Here is a 25,279-nt window from a genome sequence, read left to right as displayed (position 1 = left end):
TTCAATCCCTCAAGGTTGCCTGGAATCGCTCTTTTAATGCTGCAACGCATTTGGCAACGGTCGCAGCAATCTCCTCTTCTTCGAGTGTCCGGCTGGTATCCTGCAAAATCAGGCTAATCGCGAGGCTCTTTTCACCCTCGTTTACGCCCTTACCACGGTACACGTCAAACAAGTTTACGCCAACTACCTGATTTACGCCAACTTTCTTACACTCCGCGATGATATCTGCTGCGGGCACATTTTCAGCCACTACCACAGCGATGTCACGGCGGTTTGCCGGGAAGCGTGAGATCTCGCGCGCGTCAGGCAGGACGCGGTCTGCGACCTTATTCCAAAGCAGTTCAAACACTAAGGTGCGGCCGTTAAGATCCAGCTTACGTTCCAGCTCCGGATGAACCACCCCGATAAATCCGATTCGTTCGCCGGCTAAATAAATGCCTGCACTCTGTCCCGGATGCAGCGCCGGATTGGCTTCTGCACGGAACGAAATCGCGTCGAGTTTACCGGTCAAATCCAGCAGCGACTCTAAATCGCCTTTCAAATCATAGAAGTCAACCGTCTGGCGCGCCAGATCCCAGTGCTCTTCGTAGCGGTTACCGCTCAGCACGCCCGCCAGCATAAGATCCTGACGGATGCCGAGATCGGCCTGCGTATCAGGCACAAAGCGTAAACCGCTCTCAAACAGGCGCACGCGGCTCTGCTGACGGTTCTGGTTATACACCACGGCGCCGAGCAGACCGGTCCACAGCGACAGGCGCATCGCCGACATATCGCTGGAAATCGGGCTGGGCAGAATCAGCGCTTCTTCGCCCGGATGCAGCAGTTGCTGCACTTTCGGATCGACAAAGCTGTAGGTAATCGCTTCCTGATAGCCTTTATCCACCAGCAGGTTTTTGGCACGTTTCAGCGACAGATCGGCTTCACGGTGCTGGGTCATCAGCAGGCTGGCTTTCACCGGCACATCCGGAATGTTGTTGTAGCCGTAAACGCGCGCCACTTCTTCGACCAGGTCTTCTTCGATGGCCATATCGAAGCGCCAGCTCGGGGCGACGGCCTGCCATTCGCCGTTGCCGACGGTGACGTCACAGCCGAGACGGGTCAGGATGTCGGTCACCTGCTCATCCGCAATGACGTGGCCAATCAGGCGGTCCAGCTTCTCACGGCGCAGCGTAATGGTGGCGCGCGCCGGCAGTTTGCTGGCATCGGTCTGATCGATAACCGGGCCGGCTTCGCCGCCGCAAATCGCCAGCAGCAGCTGAGTGGCGCGCTCCAGCGCCTTATGCTGCAGCGCCGGATCGACACCGCGCTCGTAGCGGTGGGAAGCATCGGTATGCAGACCATGACGACGCGCACGACCGGTGATCGCCAGCGGATCGAAGAACGCGCACTCAAACAGCACGTTCTGCGTCGCTTCGTTGACGCCGGAGTGCTCACCGCCGAAGATGCCACCCATCGCCAGCGCTTTGTGGTGATCAGCAATCACCAGCGTATCGCTGTGGAGGGTCGCTTCGCTGCCGTCCAGCAGCGTCAGGGTTTCCCCCTCTTTCGCCATGCGCACCACGATACCGCCGTCAATGCGGTCGAGATCGAAGGCGTGCATCGGCTGGCCGAGCTCCAGCAGCACGTAGTTAGTGATATCCACCACCGGATCGATCGAGCGGATACCGCAGCGGCGCAGTTTTTCGCGCATCCACAGCGGCGTTTCTGCTTTCACGTTTACGCCTTTTACCACGCGGCCCAGGTAGCGCGGGCAGGCATCGGTGGCGTCAACGCGAATCGGGAAGGTGTCGCTAATGGTGGCTTTAACCGGCTCGATGACCGGCGCCTGCAGCGGCAGGCCATTAATCACCGCCACGTCACGCGCGATACCGATGATGCCCAGACAGTCGGCACGGTTCGGCGTCACGCTGATTTCGATGGTGTTGTCATCCAGCTGCAGGTACTGGCGAATATCGGTGCCCACCGGCGCATCGGCTGGCAGCTCGATAATACCGTTGTGATCGTCAGAAATCCCCAGCTCGGAGAACGAGCACAGCATGCCTTCTGACGGCTCACCGCGCAGTTTTGCCGCTTTGATTTTGAAATCGCCTGGCAGCACGGCACCAACGGTCGCCACCGCCACTTTCAGGCCCTGACGGCAGTTTGGTGCGCCGCAGACGATATCCAGCAGGCGATCGCCACCCACGTTGATTTTGGTGACGCGCAGTTTGTCGGCGTTCGGGTGCTGGCCGCACTCCACCACTTCACCCACCACGACGCCATGAAACGCCCCTGCCACCGGGTCGACGCCGTCGACTTCCAGACCGGCCATGGTGATTTGCTCAGACAGCGCGGCGCTGTCCAGGGCTGGATTTACCCATTCGCGTAACCAGAGTTCACTGAATTTCATTGGATAACCTGCCCTTATTTAAATTGTTTGAGGAAACGTAAATCGTTTTCGAAGAAGGCACGCAGATCGGTCACACCGTAGCGCAGCATGGTCAGACGCTCCATGCCCATACCGAAGGCGAAGCCGGAGTAGATTTCCGGATCGATGCCCACGTTGCGCAGTACGTTCGGATGCACCATGCCGCATCCCAGCACTTCCAGCCATTTGCCGTTTTTACCCATCACGTCCACTTCCGCTGACGGTTCGGTGAACGGGAAATAAGACGGGCGGAAACGAATCTGCAGGTTCTCTTCGAAGAAGTTGTTCAGGAAGTCATGCAGCGTGCCTTTCAGATTGGTGAAGCTGATGTCTTTATCGACAATCAGACCTTCCATCTGATGGAACATCGGGGTGTGCGTCTGATCGTAATCGTTACGGTAAACGCGGCCCGGCGCGATGATACGAATCGGCGGCTGCTGATTTTTCATGGTGCGGATCTGCACGCCGGAGGTCTGGGTGCGCAGCAGGCGCGTGGCATCGAACCAGAAGGTGTCGTGATCGGCGCGCGCCGGGTGATGCCCCGGAATATTCAGCGCATCAAAGTTGTGATAATCGTCTTCAATTTCCGGACCGGTCGCCACCGCGAAACCCAACTCGCCGAAAAAGGTTTCGATACGATCGATGGTGCGGGTCACCGGATGCAGACCGCCATTCTCAGTACGGCGTCCCGGCAGCGATACGTCGATAGTCTCAGCCGCCAGGCGGGCATTCAGCGCCGCGCTTTCCAGCGTATCTTTACGCGCGTTAAGACGGTCCTGTACCTGCTGTTTGGCATCGTTGATGACCGCACCGGCCGCCGGGCGCTCTTCCGCCGGCAGTTCACGCAGGGTGGTCATTTGCAGCGTCAGGTGCCCTTTTTTACCCAGAAATTCGACGCGCACGGCGTCCAGGGCGGCGATATCCGACGCCTCGTCGATGGCGGCCGTGGCACGGGCCACCAGGTCTGCGAGTTGGGACATGATTTCCTCTTCTTCCAGCCGGGCTGGTCAGTTCTCGTTGGGATCGTGCGATCCGATTAAGTGTCGCCGGAAACAAAAAAGCCTCCACGAGGGAGGCTTTCAGCGCGATTTTTCGTTTCTTTTCTTATGCGCAAAAGCCCCTGACGATCAGGCGCTAAAGTAAAAAAAGAAACGGAAAATAGCAGCGTGCATGCTTGCGTTACCTTGTCTTGATAGAAACCGCACTATTGAAATGCCCTGCAGCTAAAATGTCAATCATTTGCGTGGGTTGCAGGCAATAAAAAAGGGAGCAAGCTCCCTTTTTTACCTGACTTACGCCAGAGCTGATTTTGCTTTTTCAACCAGTGCAGTGAATGCCACTTTGTCGAATACAGCGATGTCAGCGAGGATTTTACGGTCGATTTCAATGGACGCTTTTTTCAGGCCATTGATGAAACGGCTGTAAGAGATACCGTTCTGACGCGCCGCAGCGTTGATACGTGCGATCCACAGCTGACGGAACTGACGCTTACGCTGACGACGGTCGCGGTAAGCATACTGACCAGCTTTGATAACAGCCTGGAAGGCAACGCGGTAAACACGTGAACGTGCACCATAGTAGCCTTTAGCTTGTTTTAAGATTTTCTTGTGACGTGCGCGAGCAATTACACCACGTTTTACGCGAGCCATGTGAGCTCTCCTATATCATATTCTGTGATTTCCCCATCATCTCTCGTGCCGCAGTGACGTTGGCTGCCTTCATTCATCCCAGTCACTTACTGATGTAAGCTCCAGGATTCATTCCGTTGCCGCCTGACTGCAACCCGAAATCTATCGGGGAATTAAAAAAGGGTTAACTTATGCGTACGGCAGGCAGGCAACAACCAGACCCAGATCGCCTTTAGACACCATGCCTTTTGGACGCAGGTGACGTTTACGCTTAGTAGACTTTTTAGTCAGAATATGACGCAGGTTTGCGTGCTTACGCTTGAAGCCGCCAGAAGCGGTCTTCTTGAAGCGCTTTGCGGCGCCACGTACAGTTTTAATCTTTGGCATTTTTACAAATATCCACTTCGCATTGTTAATAAAATGAACCAGACAGGCGAATAAAAATCCGCGCAGCGCGAACGCTACGCGGCATTATTACTTGAAAGCCTACTGTTTCTTCTTAGGTGCGAGCACCATAATCATCTGGCGGCCTTCGATCTTCGTCGGGAAGGATTCGACCACTGCCAGTTCATTCAGATCTTCTTTCACGCGGTTAAGCACTTCCATACCGATCTGTTGGTGCGCCATCTCACGACCACGGAAACGCAGCGTGATTTTGGCTTTATCGCCCTCTTCCAGAAAACGAATCAGGCTGCGGAGTTTTACCTGATAGTCGCCTTCATCGGTACCAGGACGGAATTTGATTTCCTTAACCTGGATAACTTTTTGCTTCTTCTTCTGTTCCTTAGAAGATTTGCTCTTTTCATAAAGGAACTTGCCGTAATCCATAATGCGGCAAACCGGCGGTTCGGCGTTCGGGCTAATTTCAACTAAATCTACGCCAGCTTCTTCTGCTTTCTCAATCGCTTCGCGCAGTGAGACAATGCCAAGTTGCTCGCCGTCTACGCCAGTTAAGCGCACTTCGGTGGCACGGATTTCGCCGTTGATACGGTTCGGACGCGTCGGTTGTACTCGTTTTCCGCCTTTAATAACCTTATTCCTCTAATTGGTGAAGATGTCGGCTGCGAATCTCTTGTTGCAGCTTCTCAACAAACACATCTACGTCCATGCTCCCGAGGTCTTTACCACGGCGGGTGCGCACGGCAACCTTGCCTGCTTCCACCTCTTTCTCACCGCAGACCAGCATGTAAGGGACGCGACGTAATGTGTGCTCGCGGATTTTAAAGCCTATCTTCTCGTTTCTCAAGTCTGCTTTGACACGAATGCCAGCATTCTGCAATTTCTTCGTCAATTCACTGACATATTCTGCCTGGCCGTCGGTGATATTCATCACCACTGCCTGTACCGGCGCCAGCCAGCTCGGGAAGAAACCGGCGAACTCTTCGGTCAGAATTCCGATGAAGCGCTCCATCGAACCCAGAATCGCACGGTGAATCATCACTGGCGTCTGACGATCGTTGGTTTCGCCCACGTAGGTGGCGTCCAGACGTTTCGGCAGGGAGAAGTCTAGCTGAACGGTGCCGCACTGCCAGGCGCGGTCGAGACAATCGTGCAGCGTAAACTCAATTTTCGGGCCGTAGAAGGCGCCTTCACCCGGCTGATATTCGAACGGAATGTTGTTCTCTTTCAGCGCTTCGGCGAGGTCCACTTCGGCACGATCCCACATCTCATCGCTGCCAATGCGCTTCTCAGGGCGCGTCGACAGTTTCACCACGATTTTTTCAAAACCGAAGGTGCTGTACATGTCATAGACCATGCGGATGCAGCTGTTCACTTCATCACGCACCTGATCTTCAGTACAGAAGATGTGGGCGTCATCCTGGGTAAAGCCGCGCACGCGCATCAGACCGTGCAGCGCACCTGACGGTTCGTTACGGTGACAGCTACCGAACTCCGCCATACGCAGCGGCAGGTCGCGGTACGATTTCAGACCCTGGTTAAAGATCTGCACGTGACCCGGACAGTTCATCGGTTTGATGCAGTATTCACGGTTCTCGGAAGAGGTGGTGAACATCGCTTCTTTGTAGTTGTCCCAGTGCCCGGTTTTTTCCCACAGCACGCGGTCCATCATGAACGGACCTTTCACTTCCTGGTAGTCGTACTCTTTCAGCTTGGTGCGTACAAACACTTCCAGCTCGCGGAAGATGGTCCAGCCGTCATTGTGCCAGAATACCATACCCGGTGCTTCTTCCTGCATGTGGTAGAGATCGAGCTGCTTACCGATTTTACGGTGATCGCGCTTCGCGGCCTCTTCCAGGCGCTGCAGATACGCCGCCAGCTGTTTCTTGTCCGCCCAGGCCGTACCGTAAATACGCTGCAGCATTTTGTTGTCGCTGTTGCCGCGCCAGTAGGCTCCGGAGATTTTCTGCAGTTTAAAATGATGGCAGAAACGCATATTCGGCACGTGCGGACCGCGGCACATGTCGATGTATTCTTCATGGTGATACAGGCCAGGACGATCGTCATGGCTGATGTTTTCGTCAAGAATAGTGGTTTTGTAGCTTTCGCCCCGCGCGGCAAACACGTCACGCGCTTCCTGCCAGCTCACCTTCTTCTTCACGACGTCGTAATTGGTTTCAGCCAGCTGGTGCATGCGCTTTTCCAGCAGCTCAAGATCTTCCTGGGTCAGCGTATGGTCGAGATCGACATCATAATAGAAGCCGTTATCGATAACCGGACCGATGGCCATTTTGGTATTCGGCCACAGCTGTTTGATCGCATGCCCTAACAGGTGCGCACAGGAGTGACGAATAATTTCCAGACCGGCTTCATCTTTCGCGGTGATGATAGCGACCTGCGCATCGCTGGTGATCGGATCAACCGCATCCACCAATTCGCCATTGACGCGACCGGCAATGCAGGCTTTCGCCAGACCCGGACCGATATCCAGCGCAATGTCCATCACGCTGACCGGACGGTCAAATACGCGCTGGCTGCCATCAGGAAGAGTAATTACTGGCATTTCATATCCTTAATTGCAGTGGTAAGCCACACGAAAGCCTACATGCAACACTGAGTTTTGTTTGGTTAACCTGGCGCGATGTCAGACCCACACTGTCGGAATGACGCCAGGCGCGTAAAGCGGCAACGATGATAACAGCTTTCCGCAGTGAGCAAAACCCGCGAAGAAATGCGCTAAGCCAAAGAGAGATCAAAAAAAACCGCCGCGCGGCACAGGCCGGGCGACGGTGTAACAATGCGCTCTGGTTTACATCGCGTAAGAGAGCTGGACCGTGGTTTTGGTGTCGGTACGGTCTGGCGCAGATTCTGGCGGATTGTTATTCCAGGTGACGTTATAGCCCAGTTTCAGCGCGAAGTGGTCGTTGATCGCTACCTGCAGTGCGGTTTCGGAGTTCAGCGTGGTGTCTTCACCAAAGCTGCTCAGCACCGACACACCCTGGATGAATTTGGTGGTGTCAGTCAGCTGCCACTGATAGCTCAGCGCGCCGTAGCCCAGTGCTTTGGTTTCGTGGCCGCCATCGTGGAAGTCATCGTAACGTACACCCGGACCGAATTCAGCACGCAGCGAGTGCACCGGACCGTTGAGGATCTGACGACCATAACCGGCGGTCAGGACATCGCGTGAATCATAACCGTTCAGGCGGTCGCTCAGCCAGCTCGCCTGACCGAACAGGTAGTCAGCGCTGTTGAGGTTGTAACGGCTACGTCCACCGATGTTATAGGTTTCCGACGAGCGCTCATCGTTGGATGAGGTATTCGCGGCGTTACCCCACAGGCTGTACGCCGTTGAGGTCTGATACCAGGTCATGCTGGTTGACGCGGTCAGCGATGAGCTGGTGGTGTTACCGGTCTGTGCCAGGTAACCGGCTGACGCGGTGCCTTCAAACGGTTTTTTTGCCGTAGAAGGGTCATCCATTGAGGTGAAGACAGCGTTATCTGCAAAGGCCTGGTGACAAAATGCTCCGGCGGAGAGCAACAAAACAGCGGACAGCTTATTGAAGGCTTTCATTAAAAGGTAACCCGTACGACAGTTGAAAAAGAGATGAGTCTGGAGAATTTTCCCGGGCAATCAATGCAATTTACGGTAAGTTTTGTAAAAAAGTATGAAAGCACCAGAATCGCCAGGTTTTGCGCTGGCACCGCTTGTGGATTGGGAATCTTCCCATTTCCGGCGCGCATTATAGGCGGCAAATAACCAAATAACAGCTTAAATGCTACAAGAATTTTCTGCCGACCCTGACAGGACTTTACGCTGTGCGCCGCCGGGCGATTGTGCAGAATTCGCTCTATCGCAGGCGCTGGTCTACGCTGAAATCTGTTCGATAACAATGAGGTGAAAAGATGAGCGATCATGATCTCAAGCGTTACGTTGTCACCTTCCGTTATCAGGAAAGGGGTCTTGGCGATCTGCAGGCGCTGAATAGCGCGATGGTTAACGGCGGTTACAGCACCACGTTACACGATGCGGACGGCCATCCGCACGAGCTGGGCACCAACAGCTTTGGCATTGTCAGTGCGCTGGAGGAGCAGGCGCTGGCGGAACACGCCGCCGGGCTGGCGGCAGTGGCGCTTGATCAGCAGCCGGACGCTGACGTCACCACGCTGGAGGCGTTTCTCAAAGCGCAAGCCTGACGCAATCCGCAAATTGCGCATTGCCGCTGGAGTTGTGCAAGTTTTGCGCGTTACAATCGATCTTACGCAGCGAATAAAGAGGATTACCCGATGTGGTCAGCCATTAGTCGTCTGTTAAGCGAGTACGCCGGCGATGCCGAAATCACCGAACGTCATGAGTTGCCCGGTGGCGATATTCATCCGGCGTGGCGCCTGCGCTACGGTGAGCTGGAAGTGTTCGTCAAATGCAACACGCGCGACATGCTGACGCTGTTCAGCTGGGAAGCCGACCAGCTTGATCTGCTGGCGCGTACCCACACGGTGCGCGTGCCGAAGGTCTACGGCGTCGGTAACGATCGTGACACCAGCTTTCTGCTGCTGGAATACATTCCCCCGCAGCCACTCAACGCCCAAAGCGCATTCCAGCTCGGCCAGCAGCTGGCCCATCTGCACCAGTGGAGCGAGCAACCGCAGTTTGGTCTCGACTTCGACAACAATATTACCACCACGCCGCAACCCAACAGCTGGTTACGCAAATGGTCGGTGTTTTTCGCCGAACAGCGCATCGGCTGGCAGCTGCAGCTGGCGGCGGAGAAAGGCGTGCACTACGGTGACATGGAGTTGATCGTGGATTGCGTGCAGCGCAGCCTCGCTAATCACCATCCGCAACCGTCGTTACTGCATGGTGATTTGTGGCCAGCCAACTGCGCCGGCAGCGCCAGCGGCCCGTGGCTGTTCGATCCCGCCTGCTACTGGGGCGATCGCGAATGCGACCTGGCGATGCTCAGCTATTACGCCGATCTGCCGCGCCAGATTTACGAAGGGTATCATGCGGTGTGGCCGTTGCCGGAAGGCTTCTCGCAGCGTCAGCCGGTGTATCAGCTCTACTATCTGCTCAACCGCGCCAACGTCTTTGGCGGCAACTGGGCCGGCGAAGCGCAGTTCGCTATCGGCCAGTTGCTGGAGGAGGATGCGCTGGGCCAGCGCCAGGTCAGACCGGCCTGACGCTTTACAGCATACCGAGCAGTTTCAACACGAAGTAACCGGCCACGGCGATGATCACCGGCAGAATATACAGCGGAAAAATCTGCAGCAAAATGGTGTGACGCGGCACATGGATTTTCTCTTCCAGCTGCGCGCGCGTGCGCCCTTCGCTGCCCTTCGCCTGTTCCAGAATCATCTGGTCTTCAATGCCTTCTTTGATATGGCGCGCCTGACGCCCCATGCGTGCGCCCGAGGCCTGCAAAGCGATGCCCACGAATATCAGGATATAGATCAGCCAGAAGCCAATATTGGCCCCGCCGTTAAATTCCGGCACCGGCGAATTGTTCCAGAACACATTGAGAAACGGCGTGTTGAACTTAATCATATCCACCATCACATGCACGAAGTCGAGCATCACGGCGTCAATGCCGGGCTGCTTTTCGCTGTGTTTAAACATGAAGCCTAAGATGGAGATAAGGGTGGATAACAGCGCCGGGATAAAAATCACCCAGCCAGCCACTCGCTTGAGGATGGCGATGCGGCCAGCCTGTTGATACGTCATGGTGTCTTCCCTTCACAAACAGTAGTTTTGCCCTAAGTCTACCTGCACTACAGCAAATTTTCCTGAAAAATGCGTAACCTGCCGTAAGTCGGTTTTCGCCGCCGCCCATGTTAAGGTAGGGCAAACTGTCAATGGAGCTGTTGTATGACCTATCGTCGCCCTGTGCTGGCCGCTATTTTTGATATGGATGGCTTACTGATTGATTCTGAACCGCTATGGGATCGCGCCGAGCTGGAGGTGTTTGCCAGCCTGAATGTGGATATTAGCCGCCGCCACGAGCTGCCGGATACGCTCGGCCTGCGCATCGATCAAACCGTGCGCATGTGGTACGAAGCGCTGCCGTGGAACGGGCCGGATCAGGCCGAAGTCACTCAGCGCATTATTGCCCGCGCGCTGGCGCTGGTCGAAGAGACGCGGCCGCTGTTGCCTGGCGTAGAGCAGGCGCTGCAGCTGTGTCAGCAACAGGGCCTGGCGATTGCGCTGGCCTCGGCGTCTCCGCTGGCGATGCTGGAACACGTGCTGGAGATGTTCAATCTGCGTCACTACTTTAGCGCCCTCGCTTCGGCTGAAGCGCTGCCTTACAGCAAACCGCACCCGCAGGTGTATCTGGATGCTGCGGCAAAGCTGGGGGTTGATCCGCTCAACTGCGTGGCACTGGAAGACTCGTTCAACGGCATGATCGCCAGTAAAGCCGCGCGCATGCGTTCCATTGTGGTGCCTGCCGCCGAACATCGCCACGATGCGCGCTGGGCACTGGCCAATGTGCAACTGGAAAACCTGACGCAGCTGCAGGCGGAACATCTGTTTAACTGATCGATTTGCGACGCGCGTTACGCCTGGCTGATGTTTCGCCCGGTTGCCAGGCGCAAAAGTAAGCCAGACCGTTAATTTCCCGCGCTTTTTTCAGGCGCGGGTCAGCAAAAAATTCACTCTTCGTTACAGCGTCACCGTTCTCATTTACTGGATAAATCCCTATACTGGATGCATCGACAGTTTTTGCAGCCAGGTTCCATCATGACGGCCGAAGGCCATATCATTTTTGCCATCGCCAGTGCGATATTTGCCAAACGCGCCGAACTGACGCCGGTGATGGCCAGTGCCGACTGGTGGCATCTGGTGCCGGCTGCGCTGCTGACCTGCCTGCTGCCGGATATCGATCACCCTAAATCGGTGCTGGGCCAGCGGCTAAAGTGGCTGTCGCAGCCGATAGCCCGCGCTTTTGGCCATCGCGGCTTTACCCATAGCCTGCTGGCGGTGGCGGTCAGCCTGTGGCTGTTTCAGATTAACGTGCCGGCTGACTGGTTCCTGCCAGCGGATGTCCTGCAGGGCATGACGCTCGGCTATCTGAGCCACATTGTCGCCGATATGCTGACGCCCGCCGGCGTGCCGCTGCTGTGGCCGTGCCGCTGGCGCTTTCGCCTGCCTATCCTCAACAGCCAGCAAGGCAACCAGCTGGAGCGCGCGCTATGCCTCGCCCTGGTGGGTTATGCGCTGTGGTTTCCGCCCGGTATGCCATCGTTTGGCGCCCACGGCTGGCCGGAACAGCTGTTCAACAATTTACAGAACGGTATTGGCCGGCTGGTGAACGGCAGTACGCGCTGAGGTGTTTTTCCTTCTGCCAGCGATTGCTGAAAAAATCGCCTTAAATACCATTTAGTTATAACCCAGACGATTTAGATATATTGTTCCCGCAGGGCCAACTGGTACCATGCCGCGACAGTTACAGAGGATCCCTCTGCTATTTTCGGTTACGCGGCGCGATCGCGTGGCGACCTTCAGGAGTTAACAATGAATATTCCTCTGATCATCAATATCGTGGCATTTGTCGCGCTGCTGATTGCGTTAAACCGCGTCGGCAACCAGAGCTGGAGCCTGTCGAAGCGCGTGCTGACCGGCCTGGTGCTGGGGGTGATCTTTGGCCTGGCACTGCAGGCCATTTATGGCGAAAACAGCCCGGTGGTGAAAGAGTCGATTGGCTGGTTCAACATCGTCGGTAACGGCTATGTTCAGCTGCTGCAGATGATTGTCATGCCACTGGTGTTTGCCTCGATCCTCAGTGCGGTGGCGCGGCTGCATAACGCCTCGTCGCTGGGCAAAATCAGCGTGCTGACCATCGGCGTGCTGCTGTTTACCACCGCCATTTCCGCACTGGTGGGCGTGCTGGTGACCGGCCTGTTCCACCTCAGCGCCGAGGGACTGGTACAGGGCGCGCAGGAAACCGCGCGTCTGAGCGCCATTCAGAGCAACTACGTTGGTAAAGTCGCGGATCTGAGTACGCCGCAGCTGCTGCTCTCCTTTATCCCGAAAAACCCGTTTGCCGATCTGGCCGGTGCCAATCCAACGTCGATCATCAGCGTAGTGATTTTCGCTGCGTTCCTCGGCGTGGCGGCGCTGCAGCTGCTGAAAGATGACAAAGCCAAAGGCGAGCGCGTGCTGGTGGCGATTGATACCCTGCAATCCTGGGTGATGAAGCTGGTCCGTCTGATCATGAAGCTGACACCGTACGGCGTGCTGGCGCTGATGACCAAAGTGGTTGCCGGTTCCAACCTGCAGGACATCATCAAGCTGGGCGGTTTTGTGGTGGCCTCGTATCTCGGCCTCGCGATTATGTTTGGCGTTCACGCGCTGCTGCTGTCAATCAACGGTATCAACCCGCTGCGCTTCTTCCGTAAAGTCTGGCCGGTGATAACCTTTGCCTTCACCAGCCGTTCCAGCGCCGCCAGTATTCCGCTGAACGTGGAGACACAGACGCGTCGTCTGGGCGTACCGGAATCCATCGCCAGCTTCTCGGCCTCATTTGGCGCGACCATCGGCCAGAACGGCTGTGCCGGCCTCTATCCCACCATGCTGGCGGTGATGGTAGCGCCGACCGTGGGTATCAACCCGTTTGACCCGGTATGGATCGCCACGCTGGTCGGTATTGTCACGCTGAGCTCAGCCGGTGTGGCGGGCGTCGGTGGCGGCGCGACCTTTGCCGCGCTGATCGTCCTGCCGGCGATGGGACTGCCGGTCACGCTGGTGGCATTGCTGATCTCCATCGAACCGCTGATTGATATGGGCCGTACCGCGCTCAACGTTAATGGCTCGATGACCGCCGGTTCACTGACCAGCCGCTGGCTGGGTATGACCGACAAAAAAGTGCTGGAGAGCGACGAACACGCGGAACTGGCGCACCGCTAATTAACCCGTTTTCCCGTAACGGCAGGCCGCCAAGCCTGCCGTTTTTTTTTGCCGTTTTCTGCACTTTTTTCCGCAATCATGGCGCTAACGTCAGGAAAGCGTTAAGCATGGTAAACGGAGGCAAAATCGCCGGTTTTTTGCTTGAGTTTGCGCGCTGAAAGGCGAATGCTGCGGGGAGTTACCGCAGGAGAACCCCCATGAGAAACGTTATCGCCTCAATGCTGGCGTTAACCCTGATAGCGCCAACCGTAAGTTTTGCTCATCCGTATGGCTGGGGTCCGGGCCCTGGCCCGCACTGGGGTGGTCCGGGACCCCGCTGGGGCCATCCCGGACCGCTGCGTTTTCTGCCGGAGGCCGCGACCGCCGTGCTGATTGGCGGACTGACCTACTACCTGCTGAACGGTAGCTACTACCAGCGGCAGGGCGACACCTACGTGGTGGTCCAGCCACCGGATGGCCCACCGGCCAGCGCCATGCGTGTTCTGGATTACAATGGCAAACGCTATTACGTGCAGGATGGTCACTACTATCAGCGCGAGATCAGCGGCAGCTACATTGAGGTGCCGCGGCCGTATGGGCTGTAAGCGCACAAAGAAAAACGGCCCGTCTGAGACGGGCCGTTTGTTATTCTGCTGCCGTTACTGCGCGGCTTGCGGATCGGTATCGTAATCCTTACAGCTCTGGAAGCCGTAGTTCATGACGCGACCGGTGTCGTTATAGCTCACAAAGTAAGTCTGCTGTTTGCCATCACGCTCACCAATCACGTAGGTCTGGCAGGTACCCCGTGCGTGAACCATGGTAATCTCGGTTGACGCCGGTCCGGCAATCTGGCGCACCTGTTCACGCGTCATGCCTTTTTTCACATCCTTCACCACAGGCTTAGTCACGTAGCTTTCCGCACGATCGTAAGTTGTACAACCAGACAGGGCTGCCAGCGTCATAGCGGCAGCGATACATCCCAGCACTTTATTCATCTTGTTGTTCCTCATACTTTGTCCATGTCCCACTAAGCCTGGAACATAATTCCAGATTTATCAACTCAATGGCGGTGCTTTCGGTCAGTTCTGAAGCGTCAGGATTACGTAAAGATGCTGTGTTGCCGTCACCGGCTCCGTATAATCGCGGCGCAAGATACATCTTAAAGCCAAAAATAACACAGAGGATCAATGACACCTGCACACCCTAACCGGCTGATTTATGCCATCACGCTCGGCCTGCTCGCCGCGCTCGGGCCGCTTTGTATCGATCTCTATCTGCCTGCCCTGCCTGAACTGGCGCGCGACCTCGGTACCGAAACCGCTACTGCCCAGCTAAGTCTGACCGCCGGTCTGCTGGGGCTGGGCGCCGGACAGCTGCTGTTTGGTCCGATGAGCGATAAGTTTGGTCGTATTCGTCCGCTGCTGCTGTCGCTGGCGCTGCTGTTCATCGCCTCGATTGGCTGTGCGCTGGCGAAGGATATTCACGCTCTGCTGGTGGCACGCCTGTTTGAAGGGCTGGCCGGTGCCGGCGGCGCGGTGCTGTCGCGTGCCATTGCCCGCGATATGTATAGCGGCCATGAGCTGACGCGCTTTTTTGCCCTGCTGATGCTGGTGAATGGCCTGGCGCCGATTGGTGCGCCGGTGCTGGGCGGTGCGCTGATGACAGTGCTGAACTGGCGCGGCATCTTTGTGGTGCTGGGCGCGATTGCCGTGCTGCTGATTCTGCTGGCGCGCTGGAAGCTGCGCGAAACCCTGCCGGCCGAACGCCGTAGCCAGGGATCGCTCTTCTCCGCCTGGGCGGCGCTCGGCCAGGTCATCACCCACCGGCCGTTTATGGGCTTCTGCCTGACGCAGGGCTTCATGATGTCCGGCATGTTTGCTTATATCGGCGCCTCGCCGTTTGTGCTGCAGCAGATTTACGGCCTGTCACCGCAGGCATTCAGCTTGTGCTTTGCGGCGAACGGTATTGGCCTGGTGATTGCTTCCCAGACCAGCGCCCGGCTCTGTCCGCTGTGGGGCGAATATCGCGTGCTGAAGGGCGGCCTGACGCTGGCGTTTGTCGCCTCCAGCTGCCTGCTGCTGGCCGGCGTGAGCGGCGCGCCGCTGCCGCTGGTGCTGGTGGCGCTGTTCTTCACCATCGCCAGTAACGGCGTGATCGCCACCACCGCGTCATCGCTGGCGATGCAGAGCCAGGGCCACCGCGCCGGCAGCGCCTCGGCGGTGATCGGCGTTGCGATGTTCTCGCTCGGCGCGCTCAGCGTACCGATCACCGGCCTCGGCGGCACCTCGGTAATCAGCATGACGGCCACCATCTTTGGCTGCTTTATGCTGGCCATCGTGATGTTCATGCTGCTGGCGCAGAAACCAAAAAGCGCCTGAATTGCCAACAGAAACACCGGACAACAAGCCGTTCGGCTTGTTGTTTTTCTGCGGAGGCGTTAGCTTTAGCACATGATTCGCATTGTGCCGTCAGGCTACCGACTTGAGGAGAGGTTCATGTCACTGCAGCAGGAAATCATTCAGGCCCTGGGTGTTAAACCGGTTATCGACCCGCAGCAGGAGATCCGCGTCAGCGTCGATTTTCTAAAGTCCTATCTGAAAGCCCATCCGTTTATTAAGACCCTGGTGCTCGGCATCAGCGGCGGTCAGGACTCAACGCTGACCGGCAAGCTGGCGCAGACTGCTATCACTGAACTGCGTGAAGAGACCGGCGATCACGACTACAGCTTTATCGCCGTGCGCCTGCCGTATGGCGTGCAGGCTGACGAGCAGGATTGTCAGGATGCGCTGGCCTTTATCCAGCCGAATCGCACGCTGGTGGTCAACATCAAAGAAGCGGTACTGGCCAGCGAGCGCGCACTGCAGGAGGCGGGCATTGCCCTGTCGGATTTTGTGCGCGGTAACGAGAAAGCGCGCGAACGCATGAAAGCTCAGTACAGCATTGCCGGCATGACCAAAGGCGTCGTGGTCGGCACCGATCACGCCGCAGAAGCAGTGACCGGCTTCTTTACCAAGTACGGCGACGGCGGCAGCGACATCAACCCGATTTTCCGCCTCAACAAGGGCCAGGGCAAACAGCTGCTGAAAGCGCTCGGCTGCCCGGAACACCTCTATCTCAAGCACCCCACCGCCGATCTGGAGGACGATCGTCCCGGTCTGCAGGATGAAGTCGCGCTGGGCGTGACCTATCAGCAGATTGATGATTTCCTCGAAGGCAAAACCATCGACGCCGACGCGGCGAAAATCATTGAAGGCTGGTATACCAAAACCGAGCATAAACGTCGTCCGCCGATCACCGTATTCGACGACTTCTGGAAGAAGTAATCCCTGCGGCTTCCCGCTCCCCCGGCGGGAAGCCAGCCTCTTCACGTCCCCGCTGGCGAGAAAAAGCGCGCGCTGATATACTGTATGCACAACCAGTAAGCGGAGCGTTCTTTGGTCAGACGAGCAAACCGCCATCGCCTCGAATTTGATGCGGCGGCTATCTATCAATATCCCGAACATCTGCGTCAGTGGCTGGAAGGCTTGCCTAATCAGCCGGGCGTTTACACCTTCCACGGTGATAACGACAACCTGCCGCTGTACATCGGCAAGAGTATCAACCTGCGCAGCCGGGTGATGGCCCATTTTCGCACGGCGGATGAAGCCAGCATGCTGCGCCAGGCGCGGCGCGTCAGCTGGATCCCCACCGCCGGGGACGTGGGCGCACAGCTGCTCGAAGCGCAGATGATCAAAACGCAGCAGCCGCTGTTCAATAAGCGCCTGCGCAAAAACCGCCAGCTGTGCTCGCTGCAGCTGGGCGATGGCGCACCACAGGTGGTGTACGCGCGCGATCTCGATTTCTCCTCCTCGCCTGACCTGTACGGGTTATTCCGCAGCCGCTTTGCCGCGTTAGAGAAGCTGAAAAGCCTCGCCGACGAGTTGCGCCTGTGTCACGGCCTGCTGGGATTAGAGCGCCTGCAGCCGGGACGCGGCTGTTTCCGCGCGGCGCTTAAACGCTGTGCCGGTGCCTGCTGCGGGGCGGAACCGCTGGCGGCGCATCAGCAGCGCCTGCTGGCAGGGCTGGAGCAGCTGCGCGTGGTGTGCTGGCCGTGGCAGGGCCCGGTGGGTATGGTGGAGCGCGGGACGGAGATGACGCAGATTCACGTCATCGATCACTGGTTCTGGCTGGGATCGGTCAGCAGTGAGCAGGAAGCGCGTCAGCTGCAGCGTGCGCGTCACGGCTTCGACCATGACGGCTACAAAATTCTCTGCCGACCGCTGCTGTCCGGCGTTTATCCGCTGATTGAGCTGTAACGCAAAACCGCCGACGCTGCCCAAAGCACAGTGTGCCATGGACAACGTCGGCGGTCTCAAACCGGTGAGCTAAACGGCTTATTCGCCATCAGCCGGCGGTGGCGGCATTTTACCGTCATGCGGGCCTTTTTCTGTCAGACGTTTCTCAAAGTTAGCGTTGTACTGCTTCTTCTGGTCTGGCGTCAGCACGTTATAGATCTTGTTCTGGGTTTCCAGCATCTTCAGCGCATGCTCTTTCGCATTGGCGCTCATTTTGTCTGCCTGCGCTTCTGCTTTGGCACGGTCAAAGGTGTCGGATGCGATGATGCTGTGGTTAGCACGACGCTCTTCCAGCGATGGACGCTTCATGTCTTTATGGCTGTCACGCAGGATATCGCGAATCTGGGTTTTCTGCGCGTCGGTCAGGTTGAGGTCTTTGAACATCATGTCCATGCCGTGGTGGCGCATCGGCTTGTGCATCGGTTTTTCACTGCCCGCTGGCGGCGGCGTCAGGTTGTCAGCCGCAGCATGGACGATATTGGCGGCGCCGAAAGCCATTGCGGTAGCCAGAAACAGGGAGGTCAGTTTACGCATAATATTGTCCTTACTTTTCAGTTTAATGACGACAGCCTGTGTCGCGTCTTCGGAAACAAGCATACGACGCTGAACGTCAACTACTCAGAGGCTGAGTAAAGCCCTGCAAGCATAAAAGACAGATATCGGGCAATCATGGAGAGATTGCGAAGAAATGCGTGAGGAATTGCAAAAGAGTATGACGATCAAGGGGAAAGCGCAGGAATTAAGGAGGAGTGTAATGGCTTTGTCGGTTTTGCGGAAGGGAAAATGTCGTTAATTTGCGCACGTTCTCTGCTCACCCGTGACCTCTCCCGTCACAAGGAGAGGATGAATTGCCGGGTAAAGCTTTCGATTACAACTCCAGCGCCTGGGTCTGCTCACTCTCCTCCACCAGCATCAGCCCGGCGCGCAGGCCCGGTGCCACGTTGGGATTGGGGAACAGCACATATTCACGCGCCTGCTGCACGTAATAGCGCCGCTCACCCTCTTCTGCCAGCAGCGTGCCCTGCGGGAAAGCCGTGAAGTTGAGAGTTTCCGGACCCATATGCAGAACAAACTGCTCGCCGTGCCGGGTGATTTGCTGCGCCACGCGGTAATGGCGCGGCGTCTCGCGCACCGCCGGCAGCGCCTCACCGTACAGCAGCGCCGCCAGCGCACGCTGCACGCCGCTGAACTGAGTGAGATCGTTCTCGCCAAACGGCAGCGCCTTTCCCAGCTCCAGCGTACAGCTGGCTGCTGCGTAGTGTTCACAGCTGAAGTGGGTGAAGGTGCCGCCCGGCGCACGGTGAAACACCAGCGCCTCCAGTTCGGCCGCTGCCAGCCAGTGTAAAAAATCTGCTGGCCACGGCTGGCTGTTGAGCGGCATCACGCCAAAGCGCGTATGCCACGAACCGCGAATCGCGGTGTGCAAATCGAGATGCCAGCGAATTTCGTGATCGAGGCACTCGCACCAGAAGTTCTCCAGCGCCTGCTCCAGTTGCAGCGCGCGCTGCGCCTCCGGCACGTCGGCCACCTGTTGCCAGCGGCCACCGAACAGCCGGTTGATATCATAATGCTGGTAGCGTTTGCCGCTGCGCAGCGCCGCCGGGTTGCCGAGGATCACCAGCAGGCGCACGGCCAGCGGTTTTTCCCCCTGCAGCAGCGGCGTCAGCAACAGGTTGAGGATCTCCACCGGGGCGGTCTCGTTGCCGTGAATCCCGGCGGAGAGGACCAGCGCCTGCTGCGTGGGCGTATGCGGTGTCAGGGATAGTATGCCCTCATCATGCCACTGCCAGTGCAGGTGGGCGTTACTGCCCTGCCGCTGCGCGGGCGGCCTGCCTGACAAGGTTTGCTGTAAAAAGTCCTGCATGTTCACTCCTTTCTGACACAGGGGGCAACACATTTGCCCCCGGCGTTAACGCTGAAACGCGTAGACACTGCCTAAGTCTAGCAGCTGTGTCAGCTCGTCCAGCGCGCTTCGCCCTTCGCTCAGCAGCTGCGGATCGGCCAGATCGGCCTGCGTCAGGCGGTCGCGATAGTGACGATCCACCCAGTCATTCAGACGCGTAAACAGGCGATCGTTCATCAGCACCGCCGGATTGACGGCCTGACGCTCCGCCTCGGTTAACACCACGCGCAGACGCAGGCAGGCCGGTCCGCCGCCGTTGCACATGCTTTCACGCAGATCGAACACCTGCAGCGCGCGAATCGGGCCGCCGCTCTCCACCAGCTCGCTCAGGTAGCGCCACACGCCGGGATGCTGGCGCGACTCTTCCGGCAGCACCAGCCGCATGCCGCCATCCGGATGCTGCAAGAGCTGGCTGTTAAACAGATAGGTGTTCACCGCATCAGCCACTGACACCCGATCGCGCGGCACCACAACCGGCTGGAAGCCCGGCACCTGATCCGCCAGCTGTTGCAGCAGCTGGGGCTGGTCGACAAACGCCTCTTCGTGGCAGAAAAACACCTGCTGATTGCTGACGGCGATTACGTCGTTGTGGAACACCCCCTGATCGATCACCGCCGGATTTTGCTGAGCAAACAGCGTGCGCGCGTCATCCAGCTGATGCAGTCTCGCCACCGCCGCGCTGGCTTCACGCGTCTGGCGCGCCGGATAGCGCGCCGGTGCGCTGCCTTGCTGCTGGCCATCGCGGCCGTAAACAAACAGCTGAACGCCGGGCGCGCTATAGTCAGCACCGAAGCGGTTATGGTTGGCTGCGCCTTCGTCACCAAACAGCGCCACCTGCGGCAGCGCGTCGTGCACGCTGAAGTGGCGGCCATCGCGGAAGATGGCGCGCAGCAGGTCGGCGGTTTCCGGCGCTTCGATCGCCCGGTGGAACTTATTGTTGAGGTTGGCTACGGTAAAATGCACTTTGCCGTCGGCGCTGTCGGCCGATGGCGAAACCGTGGCCGCATTGGCCACCCACATCGCCGACGCCGAACTGGCCGCTGACAGCAGCTGCGGTGCCTGCTGCGCCGCTTTGGCCAGTACCTGCGCATCGCTGCCGCTGAATCCCAGCTGGCGCAGCAGCGGCAGATTAGGCCGCTCGTGCGGAGGGATAACCCCCTGCACATAGCCCATGTCGGCCAGCGCCTTCATTTTCAGCAGCCCCTGTTTGGCCGCCAGCCGCGGATTGGAGGGCTGCAGCTGATTGCGCGTGGAGGCTTCGTTGCCAAACGACAGGCCAGCGTAGTGGTGCGTCAGGCCGACCAGACCATCAAAGTTTGCTTCAAACGCCTTCATGATGTCGCTCCTGAAGCAGCAAAATCGAGCCCCGGCGACAGGCTGCCCGGCAGCGCTAAGCTGCTGCTCTCCAGCGAGGCCATCGGCCAGGCGCAGTAATCCGCCGCGTACCAGGCGCTGGCACGGTGATTACCGGAGGCGCCCACGCCGCCAAAGGGTGCCGAACTGGCGGCGCCGGTCAGCGGTTTATTCCAGTTCACGATGCCGGCGCGCGCTTCCAGCAACAGCTGATCAAACTGGTCACGCTGTGGTGACACCAGCCCGCACGACAATCCGTAGCGCGTGTCATTGGCGAGGCGAATCGCCTGCGCATAATGGTCGTAGCGGATGACCTGCAGCAGCGGTCCGAACACCTCTTCGTCAGGCAGTCCGGCGACGCCGGTCATGTCGATGATGCCGGGCGTGATAATCGCGCTGTCGCGATCCGGCCAGCGCATCGCCAGCAGCACCTTGCCACCCAACTCAACCCGCTGCTGCCAGGCGGCGAAGATCTGCCCGGCGGCGGCGGGCGAAATCACGCTGCCCATAAACGGCTGCGGTTCGGCGTCCCACGCTGCCGGTTTGAGGCGCGCACTCACCTCGACCAGACGCTGCAGGAAGGCATCGCCTGCCGCACCGCGTTTCACCAGCAAGCGACGCGCGCAGGTGCAGCGCTGGCCGGCGGTAATGAACGCCGACTGAATGGCGATATGCACCGCGCCATCAATGTCGGCCGGATCTTCCACAATCAGCGCATTGTTGCCGCCCATCTCCAGCGCCAGCATTTTCTCCGGCTGTCCGGCGAACTGGCGATGCAGGTGATAGCCGGTGGCCGCGCTACCGGTAAACAGCAGGCCATCAATCTGCTCCGCCTGCGCCAGCGCCTGGCCGGTATCACGTCCGCCCTGTAACAGCGCCAGCGTACCCGCCGGCAGGCCCGCTTCATGCCACAGCTGCACGGTTTTCTCTGCGGTGGCGGGGGTCAGTTCGCTCGGTTTAAACAACACGCAGTTGCCCGCCAGCAGCGCCGGCACGATATGTCCGTTCGGCAGATGGCCGGGGAAGTTATACGGGCCGAACACCGCCAGCACGCCGTGCGGCCGGTGGCGCAGTGAACTCTCACCTTCGGCCTGTTCGCCGGTGCGGGTGTGATAAGCCTTAACCGAAATGGCCACTTTATTGATCATCGCCTGCACTTCGGTCAGCGTTTCCCAGCGCGGCTTGCCGGTCTCACGCGCGATGATCGCCGCCAGCTCGGTTTTATCCCGCTCCAGCAGACGGGCAAAGTCCTCTACCCGCGCCTGACGGGCAGCAAACGGCAGACGTGCCCAAGCCGGGAACGCCGCGCGTGCCGCCTCACAGGCCGCCGCCACCTGCGCCGCAGAGGCAGCGTTGCCCTGCCATAAGATCTCGCCGCTCACCGGATTGTGTTTACTCAGCGTCTCCGCGCTGCCCGGCTGCCATTCACCGTTGATAAAATGCGTCATGCGTTATTCTCCTCGCGACCCAGGGTAACCACCCGCAGCGAATCGCCATAGTCGCAGCGCAGCGCGGTGCGCTGCTGCTGATTAATCAGAACCTGACCGGATGCGACATCGACCGGCAGCAGCGCCACGCGGAACTGCTGATAGTCGCAGTTCGCCACCAGACACAGCGGCCAGTGCGCCTCAGCTTCGCCTTCGCTGGCGGTCAGCACTTTGCTCTTGCGGATGGCGCGGATGCGGTCGATCTCACACTCCAGCGTCGGGCCGCCGTCAAAGATGTCGATATAGTTGAGATAGCGGAAACCCTCGGCTTCCAGCACCGCGCGCGCCGGCGCGGTTTTCGGGTGGACTTCACCAATCACCTGCTGTGCCGCTTCCGACAGATAGTGGATATACAGCGGATGCTTGGGCATCAGTTCTGCGATAAAAGCTTTTTGCCCGGTGCCGCTGAGAAAATCGGCCTGGCGAAACTCCATGGAGAAGAAACGGCTGCCCACGCTGTCCCAGAATGGCGAATGTCCCTGCTCGTCGCTGACGCCGCGCATCTCCGCGACCACGTGCTTCATGAAGCGCTCGCGGAAGTTCGCCATAAACAGAAAGCGCGACTTGGACAGCAGATGGCCATTTTTTCCGTCGCGGTAGTCAGGATCGAGGAACAGCGTGCACAGTTCGCTGCTGCCGGTGTGATCGTTACTCAGCGACAGCGTCGGCAAACTGGCGTAAACGTTCAGCTCTTTCGAGGCGTGTACCTGAGTACCGACGCGGAAGTTGTACCAGGGATCCTGCAAACCTACCGCCACTTCAATGGCGCAGATGCCGACGGCGCGATTATCACTGCTATCCGCCAGCACAAACACATAGCCCTGTTCAGCGCGCGGCAGCGCGTCCTGCCAGGTTTGCAGCGAGCGCTCAATGCGCGCCTTCAGCGTCTCGCTGTCAGCGGGCAGCGAGGTCAGACCGCCGCCGGTTTTCCCCGCCAGCGCCAGCAGCTGCGGCAGATCGTCACGTTCGACGGGGCGGATCACCATCATGATGTGGCTCCTTTGAGCACGCGTGCGCAGGCGCGTTCGAAGCGCGCCAGCCCTTCTTTTACTTCACGCTCGCTGATGTTCAGCGCCGGGGCAAAGCGCACCACGCTGGCACCGGCGATCAGTACCATCACGCCCTCTTCCGCCGCCGTCAGGTTGAACTGTTTGGCTTTACCGGCAAAATCGTCATTCAGCACCGCGCCAATCAGCAGGCCCAGGCCACGAATCTCTTTAAACACCGGCAGCCGCTGGTTGATCTCCTGCAGCGCCGTGACAAACCACTGGTGCCGCTCGGCGACGCCAGCCATAAAATCAGGCTGATTGATCAGCTCCAGCACTTTACCGGCCACCGCACCGGCCAGCGGGTTGCCGCCGTAAGTGGTGCCGTGCGTGCCGACGCCCATCACCTGCGCCAGATCTTCACGCGTCAGCATTGCACCGATGGGGAAGCCGCCGCCCAGCGCCTTGGCGGTGCTCAGCACATCAGGCGTGACGCCGTAATGCATATAGGCATACAGCGAGCCGGTACGGCCGACGCCGCTCTGCACTTCATCAAAAATCAGCAGCGCCTGATGGCGGTCGCACAATTCGCGCAGTCCGCGCAGGAACGCCGGATCGGCCGGTAATACACCGCCCTCGCCCTGAATCGGCTCGACGATGACCGCGCAGGTCTGGTCATTAATTAAGGCCGCCGCCGAGGCCAGATCGTTAAAGGTGGCATGCTGAATGGCTGGCGGTAACGGGGCGAAATCGCGCGAATAGGCGGGCTGGCCGCCGGCTGAAACGGTGAACAGGGTGCGGCCGTGGAAGGCATTGGTGAAGGCGACGATACCGTTTTTTTCGGCACCGAAACGATCGTGCGCCACTTTACGCGCCAGCTTCAGCGCGGCCTCGTTGGCTTCCGCCCCGGAGTTACAGAAGAATACGCGGTCGGCAAAGGTAGCATCAATCAGCTGCTTCGCCAGGCGCAGAATCGGTTCGTTGGTGTAGCCGTTGCCGGTGTGCCACAGTTTACCGGCCTGCTCGGTCAGTGCCTGCTGCAGCGCGGGATGGGCATGGCCAAGCGCGTTCACCGCGATGCCACCGGCAAAATCGATGTACTCTTTGCCCTGCTGATCCCACAGCGTAGAACCTTCGGCACGCACCGGCACAAAAGCCGCAGGGGCATAAACCGGCATCATCCATTGATCGAAATCGTGACGTGAAACCTGCAGTGACATAGCCATTTCTCCTGCCTCACTTCGGGTGAAGCTTTTGTTTTAAAATTGTTAAAAGTTGCTGAGTTGCAGCTCGACTATAGAGTGCAGTTAACGTGCCAGCCAGAGGAAAAAATGCATAAATCAGGTTCAGCAACGAAATATCAATAAGTTACGCCCTTTCGCTATGCACATTTAATGCATAAAAAGTGAATAACCATCCGATGACAGCGGCACCGTGGTAATTTGTTTAGCGGATTTATGCATTCGCAAAATGAAATATTGCTTTTGTGATCGCACAGCAGATATTTCGCCAAAATGAGGCGTCTGCTGCGCCATTTTGGGGCGCACTGCGCTCAGCGGGTGCAAGTGACAGCCCGGTTCAGGCATCGGCGTGGTGCAGGTCGGTCGCTTATTAGTAACAACTGATTAACTTATTTTGACTACCCTGTGCCAGGCTGGCCGGTAATTAGACGTATTAAAGATCGGGATATTATTTAGCCTGAAATAAACCGACACAGTGCGTCAATGCGGATAATTTACGGGGTGACTATCAGCCTGCTTTGATTCATAAGCATTGAACTTTAAGGCATAGGCTTGTGCTATTTAAGGCAATAAATCGCTATTTTTATCAAGTCATACCCTTCTTAGTTTAATCATTATTTATCAATAAGATAAATATTAATCGTCGATTAAACGCTCACTTAA

25 protein-coding genes and 1 other annotated feature are annotated in these 25,279 nt (G+C 57.9%); of the genes, 9 read left to right on the top strand and 16 right to left on the bottom strand.

The annotated features are described in order from the left end of the window. Position 1: 1 nt before the first annotated feature. The 8 genes from pheT to F3J41_RS04305 form a co-directional block, all read right to left on the bottom strand. Positions 2-2,389: a phenylalanine--tRNA ligase subunit beta gene (gene pheT / locus F3J41_RS04340; protein WP_021506247.1), complete on the bottom strand. Its 2,388-nt coding sequence runs from the start codon at positions 2,387-2,389 to the stop codon at positions 2-4. A 14-nt stretch (positions 2,390-2,403) separates the two neighbouring features. Continuing rightward, complete coding sequence (gene pheS / locus F3J41_RS04335) at positions 2,404-3,387, bottom strand: phenylalanine--tRNA ligase subunit alpha (RefSeq protein WP_150058241.1); 984 nt, start codon at positions 3,385-3,387, stop codon at positions 2,404-2,406. 71 nt (positions 3,388-3,458) lie between these two features. Beyond that, positions 3,459-3,584 (bottom strand) — a sequence feature (Phe leader region). Next, the gene (gene pheM, locus F3J41_RS04330; RefSeq protein WP_121626058.1) at positions 3,535-3,579 is read right to left on the bottom strand and encodes a pheST operon leader peptide PheM; all 45 of its coding nucleotides are present in this window, start codon (positions 3,577-3,579) and stop codon (positions 3,535-3,537) included. (Overlaps the previous feature by 45 nt.) A gap of 115 nt (positions 3,585-3,699) precedes the next feature. Further along, complete coding sequence (gene rplT, locus F3J41_RS04325) at positions 3,700-4,056, bottom strand: 50S ribosomal protein L20 (protein ID WP_010616241.1); 357 nt, start codon at positions 4,054-4,056, stop codon at positions 3,700-3,702. Between the two features lie 168 nt (positions 4,057-4,224). Next, positions 4,225-4,422, bottom strand: a complete 198-nt coding sequence (gene rpmI, locus F3J41_RS04320) for a 50S ribosomal protein L35 (protein WP_006118955.1) — start codon at positions 4,420-4,422, stop codon at positions 4,225-4,227. Between the two features lie 99 nt (positions 4,423-4,521). Further along, a complete protein-coding gene (infC, locus tag F3J41_RS04315) occupies positions 4,522-5,064 on the bottom strand; it encodes a translation initiation factor IF-3 (protein WP_058757673.1) in 543 nt (180 codons plus the stop codon). A gap of 4 nt (positions 5,065-5,068) precedes the next feature. Then, on the bottom strand, positions 5,069-6,997 hold the full coding sequence (thrS, locus tag F3J41_RS04310; RefSeq protein WP_021506250.1) for a threonine--tRNA ligase: 1,929 nt from the start codon (positions 6,995-6,997) through the stop codon (positions 5,069-5,071). 246 nt (positions 6,998-7,243) lie between these two features. Further along, positions 7,244-8,005, bottom strand: coding sequence for a YdiY family protein (locus F3J41_RS04305; protein WP_031279185.1), 762 nt, complete (start codon positions 8,003-8,005; stop codon positions 7,244-7,246). A gap of 332 nt (positions 8,006-8,337) precedes the next feature. On the opposite strand from F3J41_RS04305, the gene ghoS reads away from it, so the two are divergent. Both ghoS and F3J41_RS04295 read left to right on the top strand, forming a co-directional pair. Further along, positions 8,338-8,628 (top strand): type V toxin-antitoxin system endoribonuclease antitoxin GhoS, encoded by a 291-nt coding sequence (gene ghoS, locus F3J41_RS04300; protein ID WP_058757672.1) that lies wholly within the window; start codon positions 8,338-8,340, stop codon positions 8,626-8,628. A 90-nt stretch (positions 8,629-8,718) separates the two neighbouring features. Then, a complete protein-coding gene (locus tag F3J41_RS04295; protein ID WP_058769688.1) occupies positions 8,719-9,612 on the top strand; it encodes a fructosamine kinase family protein in 894 nt (297 codons plus the stop codon). A 4-nt stretch (positions 9,613-9,616) separates the two neighbouring features. Here the strand turns inward: F3J41_RS04295 and F3J41_RS04290 are convergent, their stop codons facing one another. Next, positions 9,617-10,153 carry a YniB family protein gene (locus F3J41_RS04290; RefSeq protein ID WP_058776249.1) on the bottom strand — a complete coding sequence of 179 codons (537 nt, stop codon included), beginning with the start codon at positions 10,151-10,153 and terminating at the stop codon, positions 9,617-9,619. Positions 10,154-10,297: 144 nt separating this feature from the next. On the opposite strand from F3J41_RS04290, the gene hxpB reads away from it, so the two are divergent. From hxpB to F3J41_RS04270, 4 genes are all read left to right on the top strand, one after another. Continuing rightward, complete coding sequence (gene hxpB / locus F3J41_RS04285) at positions 10,298-10,966, top strand: hexitol phosphatase HxpB (protein ID WP_166710022.1); 669 nt, start codon at positions 10,298-10,300, stop codon at positions 10,964-10,966. A gap of 201 nt (positions 10,967-11,167) precedes the next feature. Next, a complete protein-coding gene (locus F3J41_RS04280) occupies positions 11,168-11,755 on the top strand; it encodes a metal-dependent hydrolase (RefSeq protein WP_166710020.1) in 588 nt (195 codons plus the stop codon). 186 nt (positions 11,756-11,941) lie between these two features. Then, on the top strand, positions 11,942-13,333 hold the full coding sequence (locus tag F3J41_RS04275) for an L-cystine transporter (protein WP_021506257.1): 1,392 nt from the start codon (positions 11,942-11,944) through the stop codon (positions 13,331-13,333). A 197-nt stretch (positions 13,334-13,530) separates the two neighbouring features. Beyond that, positions 13,531-13,917 carry a DUF6515 family protein gene (locus F3J41_RS04270; RefSeq protein WP_031279187.1) on the top strand — a complete coding sequence of 129 codons (387 nt, stop codon included), beginning with the start codon at positions 13,531-13,533 and terminating at the stop codon, positions 13,915-13,917. A 54-nt stretch (positions 13,918-13,971) separates the two neighbouring features. Here F3J41_RS04270 and osmE read toward each other — a convergent pair whose 3' ends face one another. Further along, a complete protein-coding gene (gene osmE / locus F3J41_RS04265) occupies positions 13,972-14,307 on the bottom strand; it encodes an osmotically-inducible lipoprotein OsmE (protein WP_021506259.1) in 336 nt (111 codons plus the stop codon). Positions 14,308-14,499: 192 nt separating this feature from the next. Between osmE and F3J41_RS04260 the strand changes: the two genes are divergently transcribed. From F3J41_RS04260 to cho, 3 genes are all read left to right on the top strand, one after another. Further along, positions 14,500-15,690, top strand: a complete 1,191-nt coding sequence (locus tag F3J41_RS04260) for a multidrug effflux MFS transporter (RefSeq protein ID WP_166710018.1) — start codon at positions 14,500-14,502, stop codon at positions 15,688-15,690. Positions 15,691-15,807: 117 nt separating this feature from the next. Further along, complete coding sequence (gene nadE, locus F3J41_RS04255; protein ID WP_166710016.1) at positions 15,808-16,635, top strand: ammonia-dependent NAD(+) synthetase; 828 nt, start codon at positions 15,808-15,810, stop codon at positions 16,633-16,635. 111 nt (positions 16,636-16,746) lie between these two features. Then, positions 16,747-17,607, top strand: coding sequence for an excinuclease Cho (gene cho / locus F3J41_RS04250; RefSeq protein ID WP_058757668.1), 861 nt, complete (start codon positions 16,747-16,749; stop codon positions 17,605-17,607). Between the two features lie 78 nt (positions 17,608-17,685). Here cho and spy read toward each other — a convergent pair whose 3' ends face one another. The 6 genes from spy to F3J41_RS04220 all read right to left on the bottom strand — a co-directional run bounded on the left by spy (position 17,686) and on the right by F3J41_RS04220 (position 24,595). Beyond that, entirely contained in the window at positions 17,686-18,180 is a 495-nt protein-coding gene (gene spy, locus F3J41_RS04245) for an ATP-independent periplasmic protein-refolding chaperone Spy (RefSeq protein WP_021506263.1), read from the bottom strand. 334 nt (positions 18,181-18,514) lie between these two features. Beyond that, positions 18,515-19,510 (bottom strand): succinylglutamate desuccinylase, encoded by a 996-nt coding sequence (astE, locus tag F3J41_RS04240; RefSeq protein WP_150361763.1) that lies wholly within the window; start codon positions 19,508-19,510, stop codon positions 18,515-18,517. A gap of 45 nt (positions 19,511-19,555) precedes the next feature. Continuing rightward, positions 19,556-20,884 (bottom strand): N-succinylarginine dihydrolase, encoded by a 1,329-nt coding sequence (gene astB, locus F3J41_RS04235; RefSeq protein WP_166710014.1) that lies wholly within the window; start codon positions 20,882-20,884, stop codon positions 19,556-19,558. Continuing rightward, complete coding sequence (gene astD / locus F3J41_RS04230) at positions 20,881-22,350, bottom strand: succinylglutamate-semialdehyde dehydrogenase (protein WP_166710012.1); 1,470 nt, start codon at positions 22,348-22,350, stop codon at positions 20,881-20,883. The genes astB and astD overlap by 4 nt, the downstream gene beginning before the upstream one ends. Next, complete coding sequence (astA, locus tag F3J41_RS04225; protein ID WP_021506267.1) at positions 22,347-23,378, bottom strand: arginine N-succinyltransferase; 1,032 nt, start codon at positions 23,376-23,378, stop codon at positions 22,347-22,349. Before astA ends, astD begins: the two co-directional genes overlap by 4 nt. Further along, positions 23,375-24,595: an aspartate aminotransferase family protein gene (locus tag F3J41_RS04220; protein WP_166710010.1), complete on the bottom strand. Its 1,221-nt coding sequence runs from the start codon at positions 24,593-24,595 to the stop codon at positions 23,375-23,377. The genes astA and F3J41_RS04220 overlap by 4 nt, the downstream gene beginning before the upstream one ends. Positions 24,596-25,279 lie beyond the last annotated feature (684 nt).

This window comes from Pantoea sp. Ap-870 (genome assembly GCF_011752515.1).
GTDB lineage: Bacteria > Pseudomonadota > Gammaproteobacteria > Enterobacterales > Enterobacteriaceae > Pantoea > Pantoea dispersa.
The sequence above is the reverse complement of the archived record's forward strand: the minus strand, read 5'-3'. Positions and strand labels throughout refer to the sequence as shown.

Bases quoted from the DNA above. Each gene is read 5' to 3' on its own strand.
- ghoS (WP_058757672.1), top strand. From the start codon at position 8,338: ATGAGCGATCATGATCTCAAGCGTTACGTTGTCACCTTCCGTTATCAG.
- pheS (WP_150058241.1), bottom strand. From the start codon at position 3,387: ATGTCCCAACTCGCAGACCTGGTGGCCCGTGCCACGGCCGCCATCGAC.
- F3J41_RS04280 (WP_166710020.1), top strand. From the start codon at position 11,168: ATGACGGCCGAAGGCCATATCATTTTTGCCATCGCCAGTGCGATATTT.
- F3J41_RS04305 (WP_031279185.1), bottom strand. From the start codon at position 8,005: ATGAAAGCCTTCAATAAGCTGTCCGCTGTTTTGTTGCTCTCCGCCGGA.
- astA (WP_021506267.1), bottom strand. From the start codon at position 23,378: ATGATGGTGATCCGCCCCGTCGAACGTGACGATCTGCCGCAGCTGCTG.
- astD (WP_166710012.1), bottom strand. From the start codon at position 22,350: ATGACGCATTTTATCAACGGTGAATGGCAGCCGGGCAGCGCGGAGACG.
- astE (WP_150361763.1), bottom strand. From the start codon at position 19,510: ATGCAGGACTTTTTACAGCAAACCTTGTCAGGCAGGCCGCCCGCGCAG.
- hxpB (WP_166710022.1), top strand. From the start codon at position 10,298: ATGACCTATCGTCGCCCTGTGCTGGCCGCTATTTTTGATATGGATGGC.
- F3J41_RS04270 (WP_031279187.1), top strand. From the start codon at position 13,531: ATGAGAAACGTTATCGCCTCAATGCTGGCGTTAACCCTGATAGCGCCA.
- nadE (WP_166710016.1), top strand. From the start codon at position 15,808: ATGTCACTGCAGCAGGAAATCATTCAGGCCCTGGGTGTTAAACCGGTT.
- pheT (WP_021506247.1), bottom strand. From the start codon at position 2,389: ATGAAATTCAGTGAACTCTGGTTACGCGAATGGGTAAATCCAGCCCTG.
- F3J41_RS04260 (WP_166710018.1), top strand. From the start codon at position 14,500: ATGACACCTGCACACCCTAACCGGCTGATTTATGCCATCACGCTCGGC.
- osmE (WP_021506259.1), bottom strand. From the start codon at position 14,307: ATGAATAAAGTGCTGGGATGTATCGCTGCCGCTATGACGCTGGCAGCC.
- F3J41_RS04290 (WP_058776249.1), bottom strand. From the start codon at position 10,153: ATGACGTATCAACAGGCTGGCCGCATCGCCATCCTCAAGCGAGTGGCT.
- astB (WP_166710014.1), bottom strand. From the start codon at position 20,884: ATGAAGGCGTTTGAAGCAAACTTTGATGGTCTGGTCGGCCTGACGCAC.
- F3J41_RS04220 (WP_166710010.1), bottom strand. From the start codon at position 24,595: ATGTCACTGCAGGTTTCACGTCACGATTTCGATCAATGGATGATGCCG.
- thrS (WP_021506250.1), bottom strand. From the start codon at position 6,997: ATGCCAGTAATTACTCTTCCTGATGGCAGCCAGCGCGTATTTGACCGT.
- rplT (WP_010616241.1), bottom strand. From the start codon at position 4,056: ATGGCTCGCGTAAAACGTGGTGTAATTGCTCGCGCACGTCACAAGAAA.
- F3J41_RS04275 (WP_021506257.1), top strand. From the start codon at position 11,942: ATGAATATTCCTCTGATCATCAATATCGTGGCATTTGTCGCGCTGCTG.
- rpmI (WP_006118955.1), bottom strand. From the start codon at position 4,422: ATGCCAAAGATTAAAACTGTACGTGGCGCCGCAAAGCGCTTCAAGAAG.
- spy (WP_021506263.1), bottom strand. From the start codon at position 18,180: ATGCGTAAACTGACCTCCCTGTTTCTGGCTACCGCAATGGCTTTCGGC.
- F3J41_RS04295 (WP_058769688.1), top strand. From the start codon at position 8,719: ATGTGGTCAGCCATTAGTCGTCTGTTAAGCGAGTACGCCGGCGATGCC.